Below are 19,333 nucleotides of genomic sequence, written 5' to 3'. Positions count from 1 at the left end.
ACCTCCGAAAATTATGAAACCGTTCCCAAATATCCGACATTAAGCCGATTAGATGGATAATTCTTTAGATAATTGATACATATCTTTATCGATTGTATGCTTTTGAGCTAACGCTTCGATAATATCATGATCAACAAGTTTGTTGTCTTGAATACCTACACAACGTCCACCTTTACCAGCAATTAACAATTCAACTGCTCTTGCGCCAAGACGACTTGCTAATACACGGTCTTGTGCACTTGGTGATCCACCACGTTGTACGTGACCTAATACAGTTACGCGAGTATCAAAGTTTGTTGCTTCTTCAATGTGCTTACCGATATCAATTGCACTTCCAACACCTTCAGCTACAACGATAATACTGTGTTTTTTACCACGTTCACTACCACGTTGTAGACGAGCGATAACATCATCCATGTCATACTCTTCTTCTGGAATTAAGATTGTTTCTGCACCATCAGCTAAACCAGCCCATAATGCGATATCACCAGCGTGACGTCCCATTACTTCGATAACATATGTACGTTCATGAGATGTAGCTGTGTCACGAATTTTATCAATTGCATCAATAACAGTGTTTAAAGCTGTATCGAAACCAATTGTGAAGTCTGTTCCAGGGATATCATTGTCGATTGTACCTGGTACACCAACACATGGGAATCCTTGTTCAGTTAATTTTTTAGCGCCTTGGTAAGAACCATCTCCACCAATAACAACAAGTCCTTCGATACCGTGTTTCTTTAATTGCTCGATACCTTTTAGTCGTACTTCTGGGTCTTTAAACTCAGGACATCTTGCTGTATATAATTTCGTACCACCGCGGTGGATAATATCGCCAACAGAACCAAGTTCTAATTTTTCAATGTGACCAGAAATTAATCCAGCGTATCCATGGTAAATACCATATACTTCAATATCATGGAAAATCGCTTTACGAACAACTGCACGAATGGCAGCATTCATACCAGGTGAATCTCCACCACTTGTTAATACACCAATACGTTTCATTTGTACTCACCTCATAAAGATTATTTGCCTTATAATAAAATAACACGAAAAAATATAAAAATACAATGGAGAAGATGTGTCTTTTCATAATAAAAACGTGCATTCGCGAAGTGGAACGCACGCTTTTCTTATTTTATCCAAATGGAAGCGTTTGAAAACGAAACTTGCCCAATTTTCATATATTTTTCATAACGTTTTTCGATTAATTCATCTTTCGAAATTCCGTTTAATTGTTCAAAAGTTTTTCTAAGCATTAAATCTATATTTTCTGACTGTTTCAAAACATTACGGTGTGCTCCACCTTTTGCCTCTGGAATAATTTTGTCAATTACACCCAATTCTTTCAAATCTGCTGCTGTAATTCTCATCGCCTCTGCAGCTTCCTTTGCTTTTCCTGCATCTTTCCAAAGAATTGCCGCTGCACCCTCTGGTGTAATAACAGAATAAGTGGAATTTTCTAGCATGTGAATGTAATCCCCTACTCCAAGACCTAGCGCACCACCACTACCACCTTCGCCAATAACGATACAAATAACTGGTACCGTTAAGCCTGCCATTTCAAATAAATTGCGGGCAATAGCTTCACTTTGACCACGTTCTTCAGCAGCTTTACCAGGATAAGCTCCTTTCGTATCAATAAAACAAATAATTGGACGATTGAACTTTTCCGCCTGCTTCATTAAACGTAATGCTTTTCGATATCCTTCTGGATGAGGCATCCCAAAATTACGGCGAATATTTTCTTTCGTATCTTTTCCGCGTTGATGCCCAATTACAGTTACAGGCATCCCTTTATATTTCGCAATGCCGCCGACAATCGCTGCATCATCGCCAAATAGACGATCTCCATGACATTCAAAAAAATCAGTAAATAAGTGCTCAATATAATCGAGCGTTGTCGGTCGTTCAGCATGACGAGCAATTTGAACACGGTCCCATACTTTCATATTGCCGTATATATCTTCCTCTAAATTTTCTAGCTTGTCTTCCAAAATACGAATCTCCTCACTGAAATCCATCTGGCTGTTTTTCGTATAGTCTTTCAGTTCACGAATCTTATTTCTTAGCTCAACAACTGGTTTCTCAAATTCTAGCTCTGCCATACAGCCATTTCCCCTCCTTGATGAACTTCTAAAATCTTGCGAAGCGATTCTCTCATATCATCACGATGTACCACCGCATCTAATTGACCATGTTCTAGTAAGAATTCTGCCGTTTGGAAATCTTCCGGTAGTTTCTCACGCACGGTTTGTTCAATTACACGTCTACCAGCAAATCCGATCAGCGCCCCTGGTTCTGCAAGATTATAATCACCAAGTGAAGCGAAACTCGCTGAAACCCCGCCCGTCGTTGGGTGCGTCATAACAGAAATAAATAATCCTCCTGCATTACTATGCTTTTTCAAAGCTACGCTTGTTTTTGCCATTTGCATTAAACTTAATATCCCTTCTTGCATACGGGCACCACCCGAAGCAGTAAAGATAATAAATGGAACTTGTAAGTCGTACGCCTTTTCAACCGCACGGGCAATTTTTTCTCCTACAACAGAGCCCATGCTCCCCATTCGAAAACGAGAATCCATTACTGCAACAACAACAAGCATGTCATCAATTGTTCCTTCACCAGTTACAACCGCTTCGTTCAATTCAGTCTTCTTACGATCGCTCTCTAGTTTCTCTTCATAATCTGGAAACTCGAGTGGATTTAATGAAACCATTTCTTTGTCATACTCACGGAATGACCCTTCGTCCAATATACTATCAAGACGTTCCCATGCATTCATAGGATGATGATATCCACAATTCACACATACTTTTAAATTTTTTAGAAGTTCTTTCGTATACATGATTTTTTTACATTTCGGACATTTTGTCATAACGCCATCTGGTACATCTTTTCGTACTTGTTCTGAAGGTATTGCAGCGTACTTTTTCTTTTTCACGAATAAATCTCTTAGCACAATTTGACCCCCTTCGTTGAGAGCTAAGGTTAGCGTAAGAAGAAAATTGGGCTAACACCAAATGTTGATGTTAGCCTTATCTTCTCAATCTGTCTAATAACCTCACTCTTTACGTTTAACTTTAACCGCTACGCGATAGAATGTTTGTCATAACGTGTCATGGTCATTTCGACAAATTTTATACATTACGAGTGAAACTGTATATTCTCTACTAATTCATCGTAAATTTTTAGTGCATCATTTTCTTGTTTTTCTTCCAAAGTAGCATAAAGTTTTCTATACATATCGATAGAATCTCCTGAAACTTTACAAGAAAGAGTTGCTACATAATCATTTACGATCATCCAAATACGATATAGCAAATAATTATCGACTTGTTCAATAAGTGTTTTAAAGAACGTTTGATGAAGCGTCGGAATTGAATTTCCATTTTCTTCAAGCGCTTGATGTAATTTACTTACCACTTTAGAAAACGTTTCTTTCGGTAAATTACATACAATTCGAATCATATCTTTCTCAAGCAATCGTTTTGTTTGTAATAAATCACGAATTGTTTTCTCATCTTGCAGCAAGAACGGAGCAATCAATTGTACAAGACCGTTATCGTAAAAGTTTCGAATAAACGTCCCTTCACCACGTCTCGTTTCAATTAATCCTACCAGTTCTAAAGCACGCAACGCTTCTCTTACAGAGGAACGTCCTACATTTAAACGTGAACTTAACTCACGCTCAGACGGCAAACGATCCCCTGCTACCAATCCATCCTCTTCCATAATGGAACGGATTTTTTTTACAATTTCGAGATATACTTTTGTATTTGATGATGTCAATGGAAATTCCTCGCTTATTCTTTACCAATCAGCGCTAATTGTTTTGTTTTCTCAGCAACTTCATTTGGATCTACTTGACGGCGAGCTACTCCTGTCTCCATTGCAGCTTTCGCAACGTAAGCTGCTACTTGAGGCGCTACACGCGCGTCAAACGGTGCTGGAATGATATAGTCTGCATTTAACTCATCTTCTGCTACAAGCTCAGCAATGGCTTGTACAGCTGCCATCTTCATTTCTTCGTTAATTTGTGTCGCATGTACGTCAAGTGCACCGCGGAAAATACCAGGGAACGCTAGTACATTATTTACTTGGTTTGCGAAGTCAGAACGACCTGTTCCAACAACAGCTGCGCCCGCTGCTTTTGCCAATTCTGGCATAATTTCTGGAACTGGATTCGCCATTGCAAAAATAATTGCATCGTCATTCATTGTACGAACCATCTCTTCTGTTAATGCACCTTCTGCAGATACACCAATGAATACGTCCGCACCTTGTACAACATCGGCTAAAGAACCTTCGATACGATTCTTATTTGTATATTTTGCAACTTCATCCTTCACCGGATTCATACCTGTAGGACGACCTTCATAGATCGCGCCTTTACGGTCACACATAATAATGTCGCGTACGCCATAGCGATATAAAAGTTTAATAATTGCAATACCTGCTGCACCTGCGCCATTTGCGACAACTTTAATGTCAGACATTTTCTTTCCAACTAGTTTTAGCGCGTTCACAAGACCCGCTACTGTTACGATAGCTGTTCCGTGTTGATCATCATGGAAGATAGGAATATTTGTTTCTTTTTTCAAACGTTCTTCAATAATGAAGCAGTTTGGTGCTGCGATATCCTCTAAGTTAACGCCGCCAAAAGTTGGCTCCATTAATTTTACAGTTTCAACAATTTTATCTACATCGTTTGTATTTAAGGCAATTGGGAATGCATCTACACCGGCAAAGCTCTTGAATAATACAGCTTTACCTTCCATTACTGGAAGTGATGCTTCAGGTCCAATATTACCAAGACCAAGTACAGCCGTTCCATCAGTCACAACTGCTACCATATTTCCCTTCATCGTATATTCATATACCTTACTTTTATCGTCATAAATTTCTTTACAAGGTTCTGCAACCCCTGGAGAATATGCAAGACTTAAATCTTTTGCATTTTCTACTTTTACTTTTGATACAGTTTCTAATTTTCCTTGATGCACTTTATGCATGTGAAGTGCTTCTTCACGAAGTGTTGACAAACTATCCACTCTCCTCAAATTATTCTAGCTGATATCAATTTCTCCAAGTGGTCTGACCACGAACACTACTACTATAATAATCGAAGTGTAGGGAAATTGTCCATTATATTTTCACAACTACATTTTCTTCCCCGACAATTTCACGGAGTGCTCCTAAACATTCTTCACTTGGATGAATCGATAAACTTCGAGATAATTGTACCATTTTATGTTCCTTTTCATAATAAATTAGTACTTTCGCAAAACCCGAATAGTCAAACAATATTTTAGTAACCTGATTTAAAAGCTTTTTCTCATACTGAGACGGCAATTTCACGTAAACAGACGCTTCTTTCTTTTCTTCATACACATCCATCTCTTCTAACGGATATAGTCCATTTACAATCCATTGCAACTTATGATTTCTAAGCTCAATCGTACCGTCGACTAAAACAATTGCTCCTTCTTGTAACTTATCTGAGAAATGTATATACGTTTCTGGGAAGAGAACCGCTTCCATTTCATCATTTTGATCACAGAATGTAATAAATGCCATCTTTTGCAACTTTTTCGTACGAATTACTCTCACGCTTGTTATATACACGATAGCCCTCTGTACTTTTTTCTTATGTCGCATCGCCTGAGCGAGAGATGGAATTTCTAATTCTTTCGCTAACTTCACATACTGCGCTGTCGGATAGCTTGATAAATAAAAGCCTAGTGCTTCCTTTTCTTTATTTAACTGTTCAATAAAAGAGAGCTCTTCTCCTTGTACGTATTTTGATTTTGGAACAGCATCCCCTAAATCACGTGCAAGATTTGCGTACTCTAACGCTCCTTTAAGACTTTTCCATAAATTTGTTCTCGAAATACCAAAATCATCAAAACAGCCAGACCAGACGAATGCTTCCAAATTTCGCTCTGTTACAAACTTTGATGGCATGCGCAGACAAAATTCGAATAAATCTTCAAACATTTTTTTCTCTCGTTCTTCGAGTAAAGCTGTCACTGTAGCCATTCCGATGTTTCGAATGGAAAGTAAGCTGTAACGTATCGCATTTCCTTCTATTTGGAAATTGTAACCACTTCTCTGAAGGGACGGCGACAAAACGTGAAAACCTTTTCGTTTCGTTTCTCGTATATACTGCACAATCTTATCTTCATTTCCAATTGCACTTGATAAGAGTGCTGTCATAAATTCCAGCGTATAATTCGCTTTTAAGTAGGCAAGCTGATATCCAATCATACTGTAGGCTACAGCGTGACTTCGGTTAAAACCGTAATTCGCAAATCTTACAATTAAATCATAAATTTTCTCTGCCGATGTCTCGTCATAACCATTTTGCAAACACCCTTGCACAAAATGCTTACGTTCCTGATCTAAAATATCACGATTTTTTTTACTCACTGCACGGCGCAATAAATCTGCTTCTCCGAGCGAGAATCCCGCTAACTTCGACGCAATTTGCATAATTTGTTCTTGGTATACAATTACACCGTATGTTCTTTCTAAAATTGGCTTTAAATCCGGATGTAAATATTCAATTTTTCTTTTTCCGTGCTTTGATTCAATAAAGGTCGGAATTTGTTCCATCGGTCCTGGTCTATATAACGAGTTAACAGCGACAATATCTTCAAATTCATTCGGTTTTAACCCGCGAAGTACATTTCGCATACCACCTGATTCCAGCTGGAATACACCTGTTGTATCCCCTCTACCTAACAATTGGAACGTCTTTTCATCTTGAAGTGGTAAATTTCTTATATCGATTTCTTTCCCTGTTTTTTGCATGATAAACTTTATAATATTTTCAAGTAACGTTAAATTACGTAATCCTAAAAAGTCCATCTTGAGCAACCCAAGTTCTTCTAATGCATCTGCTGGGTATTGCGTAACATACACATCGTTATGCCCTTCTTGAATTGCAACACTTCCGGTTAATGGCTCTTGGCTCATAATAACGCCAGCTGCATGAATAGACGTATGACGTGGTAAGCCTTCTACACGTTTTGCAATTTCAAACACACGCTCATGCAGAAGGTTTCCTTGTATAAACTCACGAAGTGATTGCGATTCCTCATATGCATCTTTTAACGTTATACCAAGCTTTGATGGGATAAGTTTTGAGAATATATCGATATCTCGCGGCGGAAGCCCCATTACACGCGCAATATCTCTAATTGCCGCTTTCGCTGCCAGCGTCCCGAACGTTACAATTTGAGCAACACGAAGCTGACCATATTTATCTTTCACATATCGAATCATCTCATCACGTCTTATATCTGGAAAATCGATATCAATATCTGGAAGTGTCACACGTTCGGGGTTTAAAAACCTTTCAAATAATAGATCGTATTCAATTGGATCAATATCTGTAATTTCTAATACGTAAGAAACGAGTGAGCCAGCCGCCGATCCACGACCTGGTCCTGTTAAAATATGATTTTCATGCGCATACTTCATAAAATCCCAGACAATGAGGAAATAATCACTAAACCCCATACTAGAAATAACGTTTAATTCATGATTCAAACGCTTTATATGTACTTCTTTTGGCGTACCATAACGTTTCTGCAACCCTTCTTCACAAACGCGCCGTAAATACATATCATTCGTCTCGTTAGCTGGAACAGGGAATTTCGGTAATTGATTTACATGAAACGGTATTTCTACTCTGCAACGTTCTGCAATTTCTACTGTGTTATAAATCGCTTCTTCTACGTGAGAAAATAGTGCTTCCATTTCATCTGATGATTTTAAATAATATTGATCTGTTTTCAGCCTCGGCCTATCTGGATCTGTCATTTTCGTTCCACTTTCAACAGATAATAAGCATTCATGAACAAGTGCATCACTTTGATTGATGTAGCGTACATCGTTCGTTGCCACAACTGGAATATTTATCCTATTCGTAAATGCAGGTAATTTCTCTTGCAAAAGCAGTTCATCTTGAATCGCATGATGCTGTAAACTCATATAAAAATTGCCGAACATACTTTGATACATGCGAGCTACTTCTTCAGCCTGACTCTCTTTGTCTTCTAATAATAATTGTTCAATTTCCCCATCTTTACCTGGTGAAATAGCAATTAATCCTTTCGCATAATGTGCAAGCCATTTCTTAGGAATACCTTCTTTTGACTTCGTCATAATGCTACTAGAAATCTTTAATAAATTTTGATAACCTATTTCATTTTCAGCAAGTAAGACAAGCGGATAAGACTTTTCTTCTTCACTAAAAATAGAAGCTGTTAAGCCGATAATAGGATGTATACCATGTTTCTTACATGCTTTATAAAACGGAATAACGCCATACATAACATTTTCATCCGTAATAGCCAGCGATGAATAACCGAGCTCTTTCGCCCTAACTACAAGCTCATCAATTTTACAAGCACTTTTTAATAAACTAAAAACGGTTTGACATTGTAAATGCACAAACTTCACTGTTGTACCCTCTCTTTACCTATTTGACTACTTTTATTATAGGTGAAGAGGAAAGCGGAAATCAAAACATACTTCTTATACTTTGTCCATATATATGAAGAAGAAAGGAGAATGACGATGGATGTAAGAGAACACACTTTTTTCTCTCTGCTTATTATTAGTTATTTTATTGCCTTTGGGGTTATACTTGGTGGTTCATTAATTGGTGGATTTGGTGCATTTCTTATCGGAAAACCAACTCTAACTTACATTAATCAATTCGCCCAAAATTTAAGAATTTGGGCACTTGTTGCAGCGATTGGCGGAACATTTGATACCTTTTATAGCTTTGAAAGAAGTTTCTTTGGCGGGGATATGAAAGATATCGTAAAACAAATTCTCCTTATTTTTTTTGCAACAGGTGGTATGCAAACCGGTCTTATTATTATTAAATGGCTAACGCAGGAACATGTATGAGAGTACCAAGTGCCAATACAGCAAAAAGATGGTATTTAGTTTTAGCTGGTGCTGCTGTTGGGGGCGTGTTGAGCTGGTTTATTTTTTTGTACATATACGGTGTTTTTCAAGAAGAACAGGCTAGTAAAATAGCAGAACAAAGAGAAATTATAGAAAAACAAGAAGCAAAGCTCCACGTCCTTCTCGAAGATCAAGAAAAATTAAATACAGAAAATAAACGACTCTTAACCATTCAAGAGATTAAAATAAAGATTATAAATCGAGAAAAATACGATTTAGACAACCTTACACTCGAAAATATGACCACTTCTATCCATAATGACCTCCAGCATCTTTTAACGAAAAACATACAAAGTATCGCAAAAAATAAAGACCTACTCAAAAAAGCAATCGAAAATAAAACGTATAAACATTACGATCGGCTATACCGTTTTAAAGTCGATACAATATCTTTTGATACCGTGCTTGAAATTAGCATTACGATAGAGAAAGAAAAATAAAGAAGGAGGGCGTTAACGCCGCTCCTTCTTTTCGTTTTAACATATAATCTTATTTACAAATCGAACGTAAATCAGCAAACAGACGATCCGCTTCTTCCCAAGAAGATGCTTTTGCACCAGAAGCCATCGGATGCCCTCCGCCGTTATATTGCATTGCTAATTTATTTATAACTGGTCCTTTTGAACGAAGGCGAACACGAATGACATCGTCTTCCTCTAAAAATAGAACCCATGCCTTTAATCCGTCAATATTACCAAGTGCTCCAACAACACCAGACGCTTCAGAAGGAAGTACATCAAACTCCTCTAATACTTCTTTCGTTAATTTAATGTAAGCCGCTCCTTCTTCTACCATCGTAAAGTTTTGTAAAATATAGCCGTTTAAACGAGCAATCTTTTCTTTCGTCTTATACATTTCATTGTATAAATCTGTGAATCTCACATCCATATCAACAAGCTCACTTACATAACGAAGTGTTTTCGCTGTTGTATTCGGGAATAAGAAACGACCTGTATCCCCAACAATACCCGCTAAAATAAGGCGAGCTGCTTCTTTTGTTATCTTTAATCCTTTATCTTTTCCATAACTGTAAAACTCATAAATCATTTCACTTGTAGAACTTGCTGTCGTATCTACCCACGTAATATCCCCGTATGGATCTTCATTTGGATGATGATCAATCTTGATTAACATCTTCCCTTTTGTATAGCGTTGATCGTCAACACGTTCTTGATTCGCAGTATCACAAACGATAACAAGTGCATTTTCGTATACACTATCTTCAATATCATCCATTACTCGTAAGTATGCTAGTGACGGTTCATTGTACCCAACCGTATAAATATTTTTCTCTGGAAACGATTCTTGTAGAATTGTACTAAGACCGCCCTGTGAACCTAATGCATCTGGATCTGGACGTACGTGACGATGAATAATAATCGTATCAAACTCTTTAATTGCTCCTAAAATTTGCTCATGCATATGTATAATCTCCTTTTTACTCAACTTCTCCACTTTAACGTGCAGTAAAAGTCCAACCGGTGCAGGCTAATCATTAGCGCGCAGAAACATCCCCGCACTAATTAAAGTTTCACTTTATCCTACATTATAACGGAAAGTATTTCATACATGCGAACAATTGCTTTATAATAAAAGTTAGAAAGTTTAGATATTTCTTTTTCTCCACTATTATTTTTCATAAAGCGATGGGAGTGTGCATTATGCCAGTATTAGTCTTCTGTATTATCGTCTCATTTATGTTGTACCTCTTCTACAAAACAAAATACTTTCGTACAAACCGCCCAATGGAGAAAGGTTGGCTCTCAGGAAAATCCGCAATGGCACTCGGTTCATTCGTCTTATTCTTTGGGATAAACCAATTCTTTTTAGAACTTTCAACCGCTCGTATTATCGTTGGTATCTTATTCGTTCTATTTGGCAGTGCAAGTGCCTTTAATGGATTTCGCCAATACAAACATTTCTTACCATTAGCAGTTGAAGAAGCCGAAGTCTATGAAACAACGTAAAAAAGCATCAACATTGTGATGCTTTTTTACGTCCCTTAACTTTCAAAATCATATATGCGACAAACGCAGAAGGAATATTGAATAGATTGCCTTGCACATGGAGATGTAATTGTTCTTCCCCAAAAGACATTTTTTCATATAGCTCTCGCTGAGATAATCCTGTTTTTTTCTTTTTTTCATGTAAACCTTGTAAGTATAAATATTGAATCGGTATCATCACAAGGAAGTAAAATAGTGCGATACTACCAAAAAAGAGTACTGTTGATGACATAATGCATACCACCTTCCAGAAATCCATTTTCTTACAATATAATTATAACATAGTCTAAAATTCAAATGAATTAATATTCTGTTTTTTCATCAGACAATTGTCTCACCGCATAATTCCTCTTCCGCATACTGAATATATCGCCGAATAAAATTTCCGGGATTCTTTTTAATCGGTTCAATATCAAGTCTTACGCAGCTTAAATAATAGCTTCAAAATCCAATAAAACAAAATAAAGTTAAAGAAAAAGCCTAATGGATGAAACGATATTTCCCATCCACCATAATAAATGATATTTTCTGCTGGTATACCAAAGTAAAGAAAATCGCTATTATTTTCTCCAGTTGTAGGGATAAAGGAACAAATAATAGCGAAAATCAAACTTATTACATACAATTTCTTTTTATTTAAATCCATTATTCTATGAGCTATTACATGAACAGTAATTACAGATATTAATCCTAAAAAGAAAAATATTACTCCCATTCAACACCTCCACAATTATTTTTCAAACATCCTCAAATTATTGCATGCCCTACTTATAAATATGAAACAGAACGTGATTTAACTTTCTCTTTTGCAATTCAAAACATAATAGATTCGATAACTAAATTTTAAAACTCCCTAATGTAGCGTTCTAAAAAAAGATGGAGCAAACCAAAACGGTTTGTTCCATCTTTTTATTTATCGATTAATTGCACCATAAGTAATGCTTTCCCTACAACATTACCTTCATGATGCACTTCTACATCAACCTTACCAAATTTACGCCCAATTTCTAATACTTTCGGATGAACCGATACAACATTGTCAATTTGAACTGGTTTTACGAAATAAATCGTTAAGTTTTCAACAATTAAGTCACTTTTCTTTTGCGCACGAATAACGCGGTTCGTTGCTTCCGTTACAATTGTTGCGAATACACCGTAAGATAGCGTTCCGATTGAGTTCGTCATTTGCGGCGTCACTGAAAATTGATATAGATGTTCATTTTTCGCTTCTTTCGGCGTCATAAATTGATTCGTTACAATATCATCGATTGTTTCGCCTACTTGTGGTTGACGCTGAATCATTTGCAACGCCTGAAGCACATCTTGACGGCTAATAATACCTTGCAGTTTATTGCCTTCATCAACAACGGGAAGTAACTCAATACCTTCCCACACCATCATACGTGCCGCAGCCGCGACAGACATTTTTCCATTTACCGTAATTGGATGCTTTGTCATCACTTTATCAATCGGTGTTTCTTTCGCTACACCGATCATATCTTTTGAAGTTACAATACCTAGAACTTTCTTATTTTCATCAACAATTGGATATCTTCCGTGCATCGTCTCTTCGTTATACGCATGCCATTGCTGCACTGTATCATCCGGCTTTAAATATAACGTCTCTTCAATTGGTGTTAAAATATCTTCAACGAGTACAATTTCTTTCTTAATAAGCTGATCATAAATGGCACGGTTAATTAACGTCGCAACTGTAAATGTATCGTAACCACTTGAAATAATTGGCAGTTTTAATTCGTCTGCTAATTTCTTCACATGATCTTCCGTATCAAATCCGCCCGTAATTAACACCGCAGCTCCGGTTTCTAACGCTAATTGATGTGCGTTCGTACGGTTACCGATAATAAGTAAGTTTCCAGCTTCTGTATAGCGCATCATCGCTTCTAATTTCATTGCCCCTATTACGAATTTATTTAACGTTTTATGTAATCCCTCTCTGCCCCCAAGTACTTGACCATCGACAATGTTAACGACTTCTGCATATGTCAGCTTTTCAATATTCTCTTTCTTCTTTTGTTCAATTCGAATTGTTCCGACACGTTCAATCGTACTAACATATCCTTTATTTTCTGCATCTTTAATTGCACGGTAAGCTGTCCCTTCACTTACACTCAAATCTTTTGCAATTTGCCTTACAGAAATTTTATGGCCTACTGGCAGATTATTAATATGTTCTAAAATTTGGTTATGCTTGGTAGCCAAATGGTTTCACCATACTTTCTTTTCCCTAAATTCTTCATGTGTTGTATTTTCAGTATACTATATTTTCAAAACTGTTACACTCTCTCTTTGTATATCTGTACTATTTTTTTTATAACAAAATACGCCTTACATTACACCACTGCTACCATTACAACAATGTAATGGTATTGTCATCTTGTTCGATAGTTTGTCCAGCTGCTTCCATATACAATGAAGACAAGAAATGAAACAAAGGAGCGGATACATGATGAAAAAATTATTAGAAGTTGTAGGTGCTGTATTTTTAGCTTTCGTAGACGGGAAAAAAGTTGCAATAGAATTAAATGAAACACCTGAACAGCCACTTCCAAAAAGAAAAGAATCATCAAAACAAGTACAACCTTTAAAAGCTGTCCTACACATGTAAAAAACCCTTCACTTTTCTTTTCAAATGAAGGGTTTCTTTTCTATAGTGTAATACTTTCTCCAGCTTCTAATACTTTCCCTGTACAATTTTGTAGCTTTTCTACAAATTGATATGGATCTTGTTCGATTACTGGGAACGTATTGTAATGCATCGGTACAACTGTTTTCGCACTAATCCATTTTGCAGCTAAAACAGCATCTTCTGGTCCCATTGTGAAATTATCGCCAATTGGTAAAAATGCTACATCAATGTTATTGAGTTCCCCAATTAATTTCATATCAGAGAATAGAGCGGTATCCCCTGCATGGTACACAGTTTTCTCTTCTGCTGTAAATAAAATACCCGCTGGCATACCTGTATATGTAATCGTCTTATTTTCTTCATCAATATAACTAGAACCGTGGAATGCTTGTGTAAATTTCACTTTTCCGAAATCAAATTCATGTGAACCACCAATATGCATCGGATGTGTATTTACACCTTGCCAACTTAAAAATGTCGCTAGTTCAAATGGAGCTACAACAACTGCATTATTTTTCTTCGCAAGCTCTACTGTATCTCCAACATGATCACCATGTCCGTGCGATAAAAGAATCGCATCTACTTTTACATCTTCAGCCTTTAAATCTGTTTTCGGATTTCCCGTTAAAAATGGGTCAATTAAAATCAATTTTCCATTCGTTTCAATCTTTACAACTGAATGCCCATGATAAGATACTTTCATTATTACATTCCTCCCCTATTCACATTCACTTTTTATTCTACATGATTTCTTAATTCCCTGTCTTTTCTAACATCTATTTACTTGTCATAACGCTTTCTTCCGAGTTAAAGTTATATTTGTAATTAAATATCTCGGGGGTGCCAATCAATGAATGCTAGATTAGAAAATTTAATGCAATGGCTAAAAGAAAAAAACGTAGAAGCTGCGTTCTTAACTTCTACACCAAACGTCTTCTACATGACAAACTTCCACTGTGAACCACACGAAAGACTTCTTGGTATGTTTGTATTCCAAGAAAAAGAACCTATTTTAATTTGTCCTAAAATGGAAGAAGGCCAAGCACGTAACGCTGGCTGGGCACATGAAATTATCGGATTTACTGATACTGACAGACCATGGGATATGATTGCAAAAGCAATTAAAGACCGCGGCATCAATGCAAATGCAGTTGCAATTGAAAAAGAACATTTAAACGTAGAGCGCTACGAAGAATTAACAAAATTATTCCCAAATGCAGCTTTCAAATCAGCTGAGGAGAAAGTTCGCGAACTTCGTTTAATTAAAGATGAAAAAGAACTTTCTATTTTACGCGAAGCAGCTAAAATGGCAGACTATGCTGTTGAAGTTGGTGTAAACGCAATTAAAGAAGATCGTAGCGAACTAGAAGTATTAGCAATTATTGAACACGAATTAAAAACAAAAGGCATACATAAAATGTCATTTGACACGATGGTATTAGCAGGTGCAAACTCTGCTCTTCCACACGGTATTCCAGGTGCAAACAAAATGAAACGCGGCGATTTCGTACTATTTGATTTAGGCGTAATCATTGAAGGTTATTGCTCTGATATTACACGTACAGTAGCATTCGGCGGGATTTCTGAAGAACAAACTCGCATTTACAACACTGTACTTGCTGGACAACTACAAGCAGTTGAAGCATGTAAACCAGGTGTTACACTTGGCGCAATCGACAACGCTGCTCGTTCTGTTATCGCAGATGCAGGCTACGGCGAATTCTTCCCGCACCGCCTTGGTCACGGACTTGGAATTAGCGTACATGAATATCCAGATGTAAAAGCTGGAAACGAATCTCCATTAAAAGAAGGTATGGTCTTCACAATCGAGCCAGGTATTTACGTACCAAACGTAGGTGGCGTTCGTATTGAAGATGATATTTATATCACAAAAGACGGATCAGAAATTTTAACGAAATTCCCGAAAGAATTACAATTTGTGAAATAATAAAGTGAAACTTTAATCAGTGGGGGTTTTGTTCATCCCCCACTGATTATTAGTTGAATCAATCGGACTTTTACGGACAGTTGATCCCCCACCTAACTTCTTTGCTTCCGCTGAATTTTGAGGTGGGGGTCTTACTGCCCGTTAAAACGGGATAAAAAGGCAGCGGGAGTGCTGCCTTTTTCTATTTCCGCTTTAAAACCATCTTCTCCTCATACTTATCATCCCATTTAATCACAACTTCTATCGGTTCATCTTTAGATAGAGGTGCACAACTTACACAAGAAGACTTCATTTCAACCTTTGCTCCTTTATGAACTTCTGACGTTTCTGTCATTGCACTAAAGACTCCATTAATAGCAATTTCTAAATTCTTAAATTCTGTATTCCCATCTCCGCCCTTATACTGAAATGTAAACACTCCATCTTCGCTGTCATCCTTAATGTGGCCTTTATATTGTCCCGTCCAACTTTTGCTCTCGCTAGAAAAAGTAAAATACCAAATTGAGCAGCTTCCTAAAAAGAAAATACTAATGAAAAAGAATAATGCTCTCTTCATCATGCCCCTCCATTCAAATGCACTTATTTATTGTCTATTTCTTCCTTCTATTATACTATTAAAATACAGAATTTTCTAAAATAGGAGGTTTATATGTTACAACAACATTTAGAAGAAATTCGTAATAATAATTACGTAATCAATGATGTCCCCAATATCGATTCTTTAAGTTTCAGTATGCTTAAGCATATCGGGGATACTGATAGCTATTTAAGAGACAAACTTATTTACTCTACTTTTTATCATCTCATCAAAAAGGAATACATTTCACACACGCAATTACAGAAACTACTATTAGAAAGCATCGGTGAAAAATATTTATTGTATAAGATTCATTCGGATGACGAAGATGCGGTATTTACCCGAGCATTTACAACATTATTAATTGCCCTCATTATTGATGCTGATACAAATCATAATTTCTTATCACAGACTGATATTTCAAATGTAAAAGATCAATTAATTCTATATATGAACAATGAACATGATTTCCGCGGATATGTGCAAGACCACGGCTGGGCACATAGTATCGCTCATGCTTCCGATACGTTTGAGGCGCTTGTTCATAGTCCTAAACTGGAAACTTTATATTACGAAGAGATATTACAAACTTTATTAAACAAAGTTTGTGTCCATTCTATTTACTACAAATATGAAGAAGATGAACGTATCGTTTATCCGATTATCTCAATGCTACAAAATGGTCTAAAGGAAGAAGTACTCATATTAGCCCTTCAGGATTTAGTAGCTCAATTACCCGTTCAAAAACAAACATTACATATTAAATCGTACGAGTTTCTATACGGAAATATAAAATCTTTCTTACGCAGCTTATTTTTCAGACTACGTACACTTTCTATATGTAAAGAAACCGAATGTGAAATTGAAAAATTGCTACAAGAGCTTCCAAAATATTATTAAAAAAAGAAGGCCACTTAGAAAGTACCTTCTTCTATTTCACTAATATTTAATTGAAATTTCACGATCCAAACTGAGAAAAGGTGGACAAGAAGCGCAAACGCCATACATGCTCCGCTTAAAAAAGTTAGTATAGGATGCGAATACACGTGCCCCAATCCATAGGATATCGCCACGAAAAACATTGTTATGTAAATATAAATTGCTCCATGTATTTGCCTCATATGAACCTCCTTTTCCCATATTATAACATAAGTTTTCTGATTATTCACATTAATCACTTGTAATCAATATTTCTCAACTGTTACACCTCTTACAGCAGCCTTAATATACGGTGACCCTTGTAAACTTTGTAAATCCTCTGTTTTGCCTGTTACGACTACACCGTATATTCTTAAGTCTTCCGGTTCACTGTTTTTTATTTCATCATAGTTTGTCCTAAAATACTCTTGATATCCCCCTTTATTTTCACTTAAAGATTTCATAGATCCAAGAAACCCCGCTGAGTTTCCTTTAATATCCTCGTACTCATCTTCCTTCTTATCAGCATAACTCCCCTTAAAACCAAAAATATCCATCGATACCTCTGCATTTAAAACTGCTCCGGTTTCAGGATCTGCTAGTCCAGTATATGTCTCTGCCTTCGTTTCATCGTATGTATCTACCCAAAGCCACACAGGTCGTATTCCTTCAGGAAGCATTTTCACTACTTCCTCCGCTGTATATGCCTTATCAAAAGATAGTGCCATCTCTGCAACTTTATTCTGCAATTCACTAATCCTCTCTAAATCATTCACATAGTTTAAATACTTTACAAAAGGTAAATAAAATCTCATTTCTCTTTGCATTGTCTGTCTATTATAATCTTGTTTTGTTGCAAATTCTGATTGCTTATTTATATTCTCTTCTTCTAAACCTGTATTTCCATTATAATTTATTTGACTATAACCAAAGATCGAATACTCATAAATTTCATCAATCCATTTAACTGGTTGTCCTTGAATATTTTTATAGGAACTGTACATCATTGTACCGCTAGCTATTCCCATACTTAGTTTTGTATGTCCATTAAAAATAATATTAGGCCCTTGAACACTATGTCGTAAATATGCTCTCTGATCCATTTCTCTCTTATTCTTCTCGTTAAAATAAATTAACAAACTCATACTACCTATAATCAAGACTAATGTCACAACTACTGAAATAACTAGGTTTCTCCAAAACTGTTTCCTTTTCGCTCTCTTCATCAAAACTTTCATCTGCTTATCATCCATATTCAAATCAAAGTCCTTCCGACTCATCGTTTCTCCTCCTATACAATTTTTTAAATTGATTTCTTGCACGGTACAAACTTGTTTTCACTGTTTCTTCTTTCATACTTAATAAAATGGCAATTTCCTTATAAGATAGTTCATATTCATATTTCAACAATAAAATATGACGATAATCCTCCGTCATCGTCTCCAATATTTCTTGCACCTCGCCTTGTAGTTCACTTGTTAAAAGCACTTCATCTAATGATTTTTGGCCAATAAGAACAACAGATTCAATCGCAATGGGATTTAGTCTTTTTTCTTTCCGGTGTAAATCTCGGTGCTGATTAATTGCAACTCTAAAGAGCCACGGTGTTAAATGCTCTAACGGTATTTCCTCCATAAGCAATAAAGCTTTATACAACGTATCTTGCACAATATCTTCCGCTTCTTTTCTATTTGCTCCAATCTTAATTAAGTATCCAAACACTGCTTTTGACTTCTCTATTAATAACGATTCAAATGTATCATGGCTCATCTAGCTCTCCTTTCTATATACTCAACGTTTGAGAGCGTAAAATGTATACAGCTTTTCTTAAAAAAATTTTAATAATAAAAAGCACATCCATTTTGATGTGCTTCTCTCAAAAATACTATTCTATTATTTCATCGCTTCTTTCACAACATCTTGAATCATAACAACTTCTGTTTTCATATCAACAGACGGTGCTTCTTCATCAATACATTCATACCAAAACTCCAAGTGCTTTTTATCAATTTCATGATGAGAATTTTCGACAAGAGTCCCGCCTTCTCCTTGCACAGAATACCAATATAAGTACTCTTCTCCATCTCTTATTTCCCGGAAAATTGTCTCAACATACATCTTTTCGTCGTTTAATGTCAAAAGGACTTCTTTCATATTGTCATTAAGAAGCTGCATCCATTCATCTACTCGATGACTCTTACCAGGCTTAACTTTAAATCTCGTTAATTCTACATTCATTT

Annotated in this window: 22 protein-coding genes and 1 pseudogene; 6 read left to right on the top strand and 17 right to left on the bottom strand. The window is 36.4% G+C overall.

Going from position 1 to position 19,333, the window contains the following annotated elements:
- Positions 1 to 48: 48 nt before the first annotated feature.
- The 6 genes from pfkA to dnaE form a co-directional block, all read right to left on the bottom strand.
- Positions 49 to 1,008, bottom strand: coding sequence for a 6-phosphofructokinase (gene pfkA / locus CO726_RS10720; protein WP_099684237.1), 960 nt, complete (start codon positions 1,006 to 1,008; stop codon positions 49 to 51).
- A 128-nt stretch (positions 1,009 to 1,136) separates the two neighbouring features.
- Positions 1,137 to 2,111 (bottom strand): acetyl-CoA carboxylase carboxyl transferase subunit alpha, encoded by a 975-nt coding sequence (gene accA / locus CO726_RS10715; RefSeq protein WP_099684236.1) that lies wholly within the window; start codon positions 2,109 to 2,111, stop codon positions 1,137 to 1,139.
- Positions 2,099 to 2,968, bottom strand: coding sequence for an acetyl-CoA carboxylase, carboxyltransferase subunit beta (accD, locus tag CO726_RS10710; protein WP_060632501.1), 870 nt, complete (start codon positions 2,966 to 2,968; stop codon positions 2,099 to 2,101). Before accD ends, accA begins: the two co-directional genes overlap by 13 nt.
- Positions 2,969 to 3,153: 185 nt before the next feature.
- Positions 3,154 to 3,798, bottom strand: coding sequence for a FadR/GntR family transcriptional regulator (locus CO726_RS10705; protein WP_099684235.1), 645 nt, complete (start codon positions 3,796 to 3,798; stop codon positions 3,154 to 3,156).
- A gap of 14 nt (positions 3,799 to 3,812) precedes the next feature.
- A complete protein-coding gene (gene ystJ / locus CO726_RS10700) occupies positions 3,813 to 5,021 on the bottom strand; it encodes an NADP-dependent malic enzyme (RefSeq protein WP_011199012.1) in 1,209 nt (402 codons plus the stop codon).
- Positions 5,022 to 5,154: 133 nt separating this feature from the next.
- Entirely contained in the window at positions 5,155 to 8,478 is a 3,324-nt protein-coding gene (gene dnaE / locus CO726_RS10695) for a DNA polymerase III subunit alpha (RefSeq protein ID WP_099684234.1), read from the bottom strand.
- Between the two features lie 42 nt (positions 8,479 to 8,520).
- Here dnaE and CO726_RS10690 point away from each other — a divergent pair, with 42 nt between their 5' ends.
- Both CO726_RS10690 and ytrI read left to right on the top strand, forming a co-directional pair.
- Positions 8,521 to 8,934: a YtrH family sporulation protein gene (locus CO726_RS10690; protein WP_136699541.1), complete on the top strand. Its 414-nt coding sequence runs from the start codon at positions 8,521 to 8,523 to the stop codon at positions 8,932 to 8,934.
- Complete coding sequence (ytrI, locus tag CO726_RS10685) at positions 8,931 to 9,434, top strand: sporulation membrane protein YtrI (RefSeq protein WP_099684360.1); 504 nt, start codon at positions 8,931 to 8,933, stop codon at positions 9,432 to 9,434. The genes CO726_RS10690 and ytrI overlap by 4 nt, the downstream gene beginning before the upstream one ends.
- 49 nt (positions 9,435 to 9,483) lie before the next feature.
- Here the strand turns inward: ytrI and CO726_RS10680 are convergent, their stop codons facing one another.
- Entirely contained in the window at positions 9,484 to 10,416 is a 933-nt protein-coding gene (locus CO726_RS10680; protein WP_099684233.1) for a DHH family phosphoesterase, read from the bottom strand.
- Positions 10,417 to 10,655: 239 nt separating this feature from the next.
- On the opposite strand from CO726_RS10680, the gene CO726_RS10670 reads away from it, so the two are divergent.
- Complete coding sequence (locus CO726_RS10670) at positions 10,656 to 10,961, top strand: YtpI family protein (protein WP_001144763.1); 306 nt, start codon at positions 10,656 to 10,658, stop codon at positions 10,959 to 10,961.
- A 7-nt stretch (positions 10,962 to 10,968) separates the two neighbouring features.
- Here the strand turns inward: CO726_RS10670 and CO726_RS10665 are convergent, their stop codons facing one another.
- The 4 genes and pseudogenes from CO726_RS10665 to CO726_RS10655 form a co-directional block, all read right to left on the bottom strand.
- Positions 10,969 to 11,232, bottom strand: a complete 264-nt coding sequence (locus tag CO726_RS10665) for a DUF3949 domain-containing protein (protein ID WP_136699539.1) — start codon at positions 11,230 to 11,232, stop codon at positions 10,969 to 10,971.
- An 89-nt stretch (positions 11,233 to 11,321) separates the two neighbouring features.
- Positions 11,322 to 11,423, bottom strand: a pseudogene (locus tag CO726_RS32960) (phosphotransferase enzyme family protein); the annotation flags it as partial.
- Complete coding sequence (locus CO726_RS10660) at positions 11,413 to 11,715, bottom strand: hypothetical protein (protein ID WP_099684230.1); 303 nt, start codon at positions 11,713 to 11,715, stop codon at positions 11,413 to 11,415. The pseudogene CO726_RS32960 and the gene CO726_RS10660, both read right to left, overlap by 11 nt.
- 194 nt (positions 11,716 to 11,909) lie before the next feature.
- Positions 11,910 to 13,223: a CBS domain-containing protein gene (locus CO726_RS10655; RefSeq protein WP_099684229.1), complete on the bottom strand. Its 1,314-nt coding sequence runs from the start codon at positions 13,221 to 13,223 to the stop codon at positions 11,910 to 11,912.
- A gap of 244 nt (positions 13,224 to 13,467) precedes the next feature.
- Here CO726_RS10655 and CO726_RS31740 point away from each other — a divergent pair, with 244 nt between their 5' ends.
- Positions 13,468 to 13,629 carry a hypothetical protein gene (locus CO726_RS31740; protein ID WP_098760147.1) on the top strand — a complete coding sequence of 54 codons (162 nt, stop codon included), beginning with the start codon at positions 13,468 to 13,470 and terminating at the stop codon, positions 13,627 to 13,629.
- Between the two features lie 40 nt (positions 13,630 to 13,669).
- Here CO726_RS31740 and CO726_RS10645 read toward each other — a convergent pair whose 3' ends face one another.
- Positions 13,670 to 14,353, bottom strand: a complete 684-nt coding sequence (locus tag CO726_RS10645) for a metal-dependent hydrolase (RefSeq protein ID WP_099684228.1) — start codon at positions 14,351 to 14,353, stop codon at positions 13,670 to 13,672.
- 147 nt (positions 14,354 to 14,500) lie between these two features.
- Between CO726_RS10645 and pepQ the strand changes: the two genes are divergently transcribed.
- Positions 14,501 to 15,598: a Xaa-Pro dipeptidase gene (gene pepQ / locus CO726_RS10640; protein ID WP_099684227.1), complete on the top strand. Its 1,098-nt coding sequence runs from the start codon at positions 14,501 to 14,503 to the stop codon at positions 15,596 to 15,598.
- Between the two features lie 181 nt (positions 15,599 to 15,779).
- Here pepQ and CO726_RS10635 read toward each other — a convergent pair whose 3' ends face one another.
- Positions 15,780 to 16,154: a hypothetical protein gene (locus tag CO726_RS10635; protein WP_136699537.1), complete on the bottom strand. Its 375-nt coding sequence runs from the start codon at positions 16,152 to 16,154 to the stop codon at positions 15,780 to 15,782.
- A gap of 93 nt (positions 16,155 to 16,247) precedes the next feature.
- On the opposite strand from CO726_RS10635, the gene CO726_RS10630 reads away from it, so the two are divergent.
- Positions 16,248 to 17,075 carry a DUF2785 domain-containing protein gene (locus tag CO726_RS10630; protein WP_099684225.1) on the top strand — a complete coding sequence of 276 codons (828 nt, stop codon included), beginning with the start codon at positions 16,248 to 16,250 and terminating at the stop codon, positions 17,073 to 17,075.
- A 14-nt stretch (positions 17,076 to 17,089) separates the two neighbouring features.
- Here the strand turns inward: CO726_RS10630 and CO726_RS10625 are convergent, their stop codons facing one another.
- From CO726_RS10625 to CO726_RS10610, 4 genes are all read right to left on the bottom strand, one after another.
- Positions 17,090 to 17,296: a hypothetical protein gene (locus tag CO726_RS10625; protein ID WP_001248905.1), complete on the bottom strand. Its 207-nt coding sequence runs from the start codon at positions 17,294 to 17,296 to the stop codon at positions 17,090 to 17,092.
- 63 nt (positions 17,297 to 17,359) lie between these two features.
- A complete protein-coding gene (locus tag CO726_RS10620) occupies positions 17,360 to 18,373 on the bottom strand; it encodes an anti-sigma factor (RefSeq protein WP_099684224.1) in 1,014 nt (337 codons plus the stop codon).
- A complete protein-coding gene (locus CO726_RS10615; protein WP_098760153.1) occupies positions 18,354 to 18,863 on the bottom strand; it encodes an RNA polymerase sigma factor in 510 nt (169 codons plus the stop codon). The genes CO726_RS10620 and CO726_RS10615 overlap by 20 nt, the downstream gene beginning before the upstream one ends.
- Before the next feature lie 123 nt (positions 18,864 to 18,986).
- Entirely contained in the window at positions 18,987 to 19,331 is a 345-nt protein-coding gene (locus tag CO726_RS10610) for a DUF6176 family protein (RefSeq protein WP_099684223.1), read from the bottom strand.
- Positions 19,332 to 19,333 lie beyond the last annotated feature (2 nt).

Source organism: Bacillus fungorum (assembly GCF_002746455.1).
In the GTDB taxonomy this organism is placed as follows: Bacteria; Bacillota; Bacilli; order Bacillales; family Bacillaceae_G; genus Bacillus_A; species Bacillus_A fungorum.
Note: the sequence above shows the minus strand (reverse complement) of the source record. Positions and strands in the feature narration are given on the sequence as shown.

Coding starts and splice junctions, on each gene's coding strand:
- CO726_RS10625 (WP_001248905.1), bottom strand. CDS start 17,296: ATGAGGCAAATACATGGAGCAATTTATATTTACATAACAATGTTTTTC.
- ytrI (WP_099684360.1), top strand. CDS start 8,931: ATGAGAGTACCAAGTGCCAATACAGCAAAAAGATGGTATTTAGTTTTA.
- CO726_RS10635 (WP_136699537.1), bottom strand. CDS start 16,154: ATGAAGAGAGCATTATTCTTTTTCATTAGTATTTTCTTTTTAGGAAGC.
- CO726_RS10660 (WP_099684230.1), bottom strand. CDS start 11,715: ATGGGAGTAATATTTTTCTTTTTAGGATTAATATCTGTAATTACTGTT.
- CO726_RS10665 (WP_136699539.1), bottom strand. CDS start 11,232: ATGTCATCAACAGTACTCTTTTTTGGTAGTATCGCACTATTTTACTTC.
- pepQ (WP_099684227.1), top strand. CDS start 14,501: ATGAATGCTAGATTAGAAAATTTAATGCAATGGCTAAAAGAAAAAAAC.
- accA (WP_099684236.1), bottom strand. CDS start 2,111: ATGGCAGAGCTAGAATTTGAGAAACCAGTTGTTGAGCTAAGAAATAAG.
- CO726_RS10620 (WP_099684224.1), bottom strand. CDS start 18,373: ATGAGTCGGAAGGACTTTGATTTGAATATGGATGATAAGCAGATGAAA.
- CO726_RS10670 (WP_001144763.1), top strand. CDS start 10,656: ATGCCAGTATTAGTCTTCTGTATTATCGTCTCATTTATGTTGTACCTC.
- CO726_RS10615 (WP_098760153.1), bottom strand. CDS start 18,863: ATGAGCCATGATACATTTGAATCGTTATTAATAGAGAAGTCAAAAGCA.
- ystJ (WP_011199012.1), bottom strand. CDS start 5,021: ATGCATAAAGTGCATCAAGGAAAATTAGAAACTGTATCAAAAGTAAAA.
- CO726_RS10645 (WP_099684228.1), bottom strand. CDS start 14,353: ATGAAAGTATCTTATCATGGGCATTCAGTTGTAAAGATTGAAACGAAT.
- CO726_RS10610 (WP_099684223.1), bottom strand. CDS start 19,331: ATGAATGTAGAATTAACGAGATTTAAAGTTAAGCCTGGTAAGAGTCAT.
- CO726_RS10630 (WP_099684225.1), top strand. CDS start 16,248: ATGTTACAACAACATTTAGAAGAAATTCGTAATAATAATTACGTAATC.
- pfkA (WP_099684237.1), bottom strand. CDS start 1,008: ATGAAACGTATTGGTGTATTAACAAGTGGTGGAGATTCACCTGGTATG.
- CO726_RS31740 (WP_098760147.1), top strand. CDS start 13,468: ATGATGAAAAAATTATTAGAAGTTGTAGGTGCTGTATTTTTAGCTTTC.
- CO726_RS10680 (WP_099684233.1), bottom strand. CDS start 10,416: ATGCATGAGCAAATTTTAGGAGCAATTAAAGAGTTTGATACGATTATT.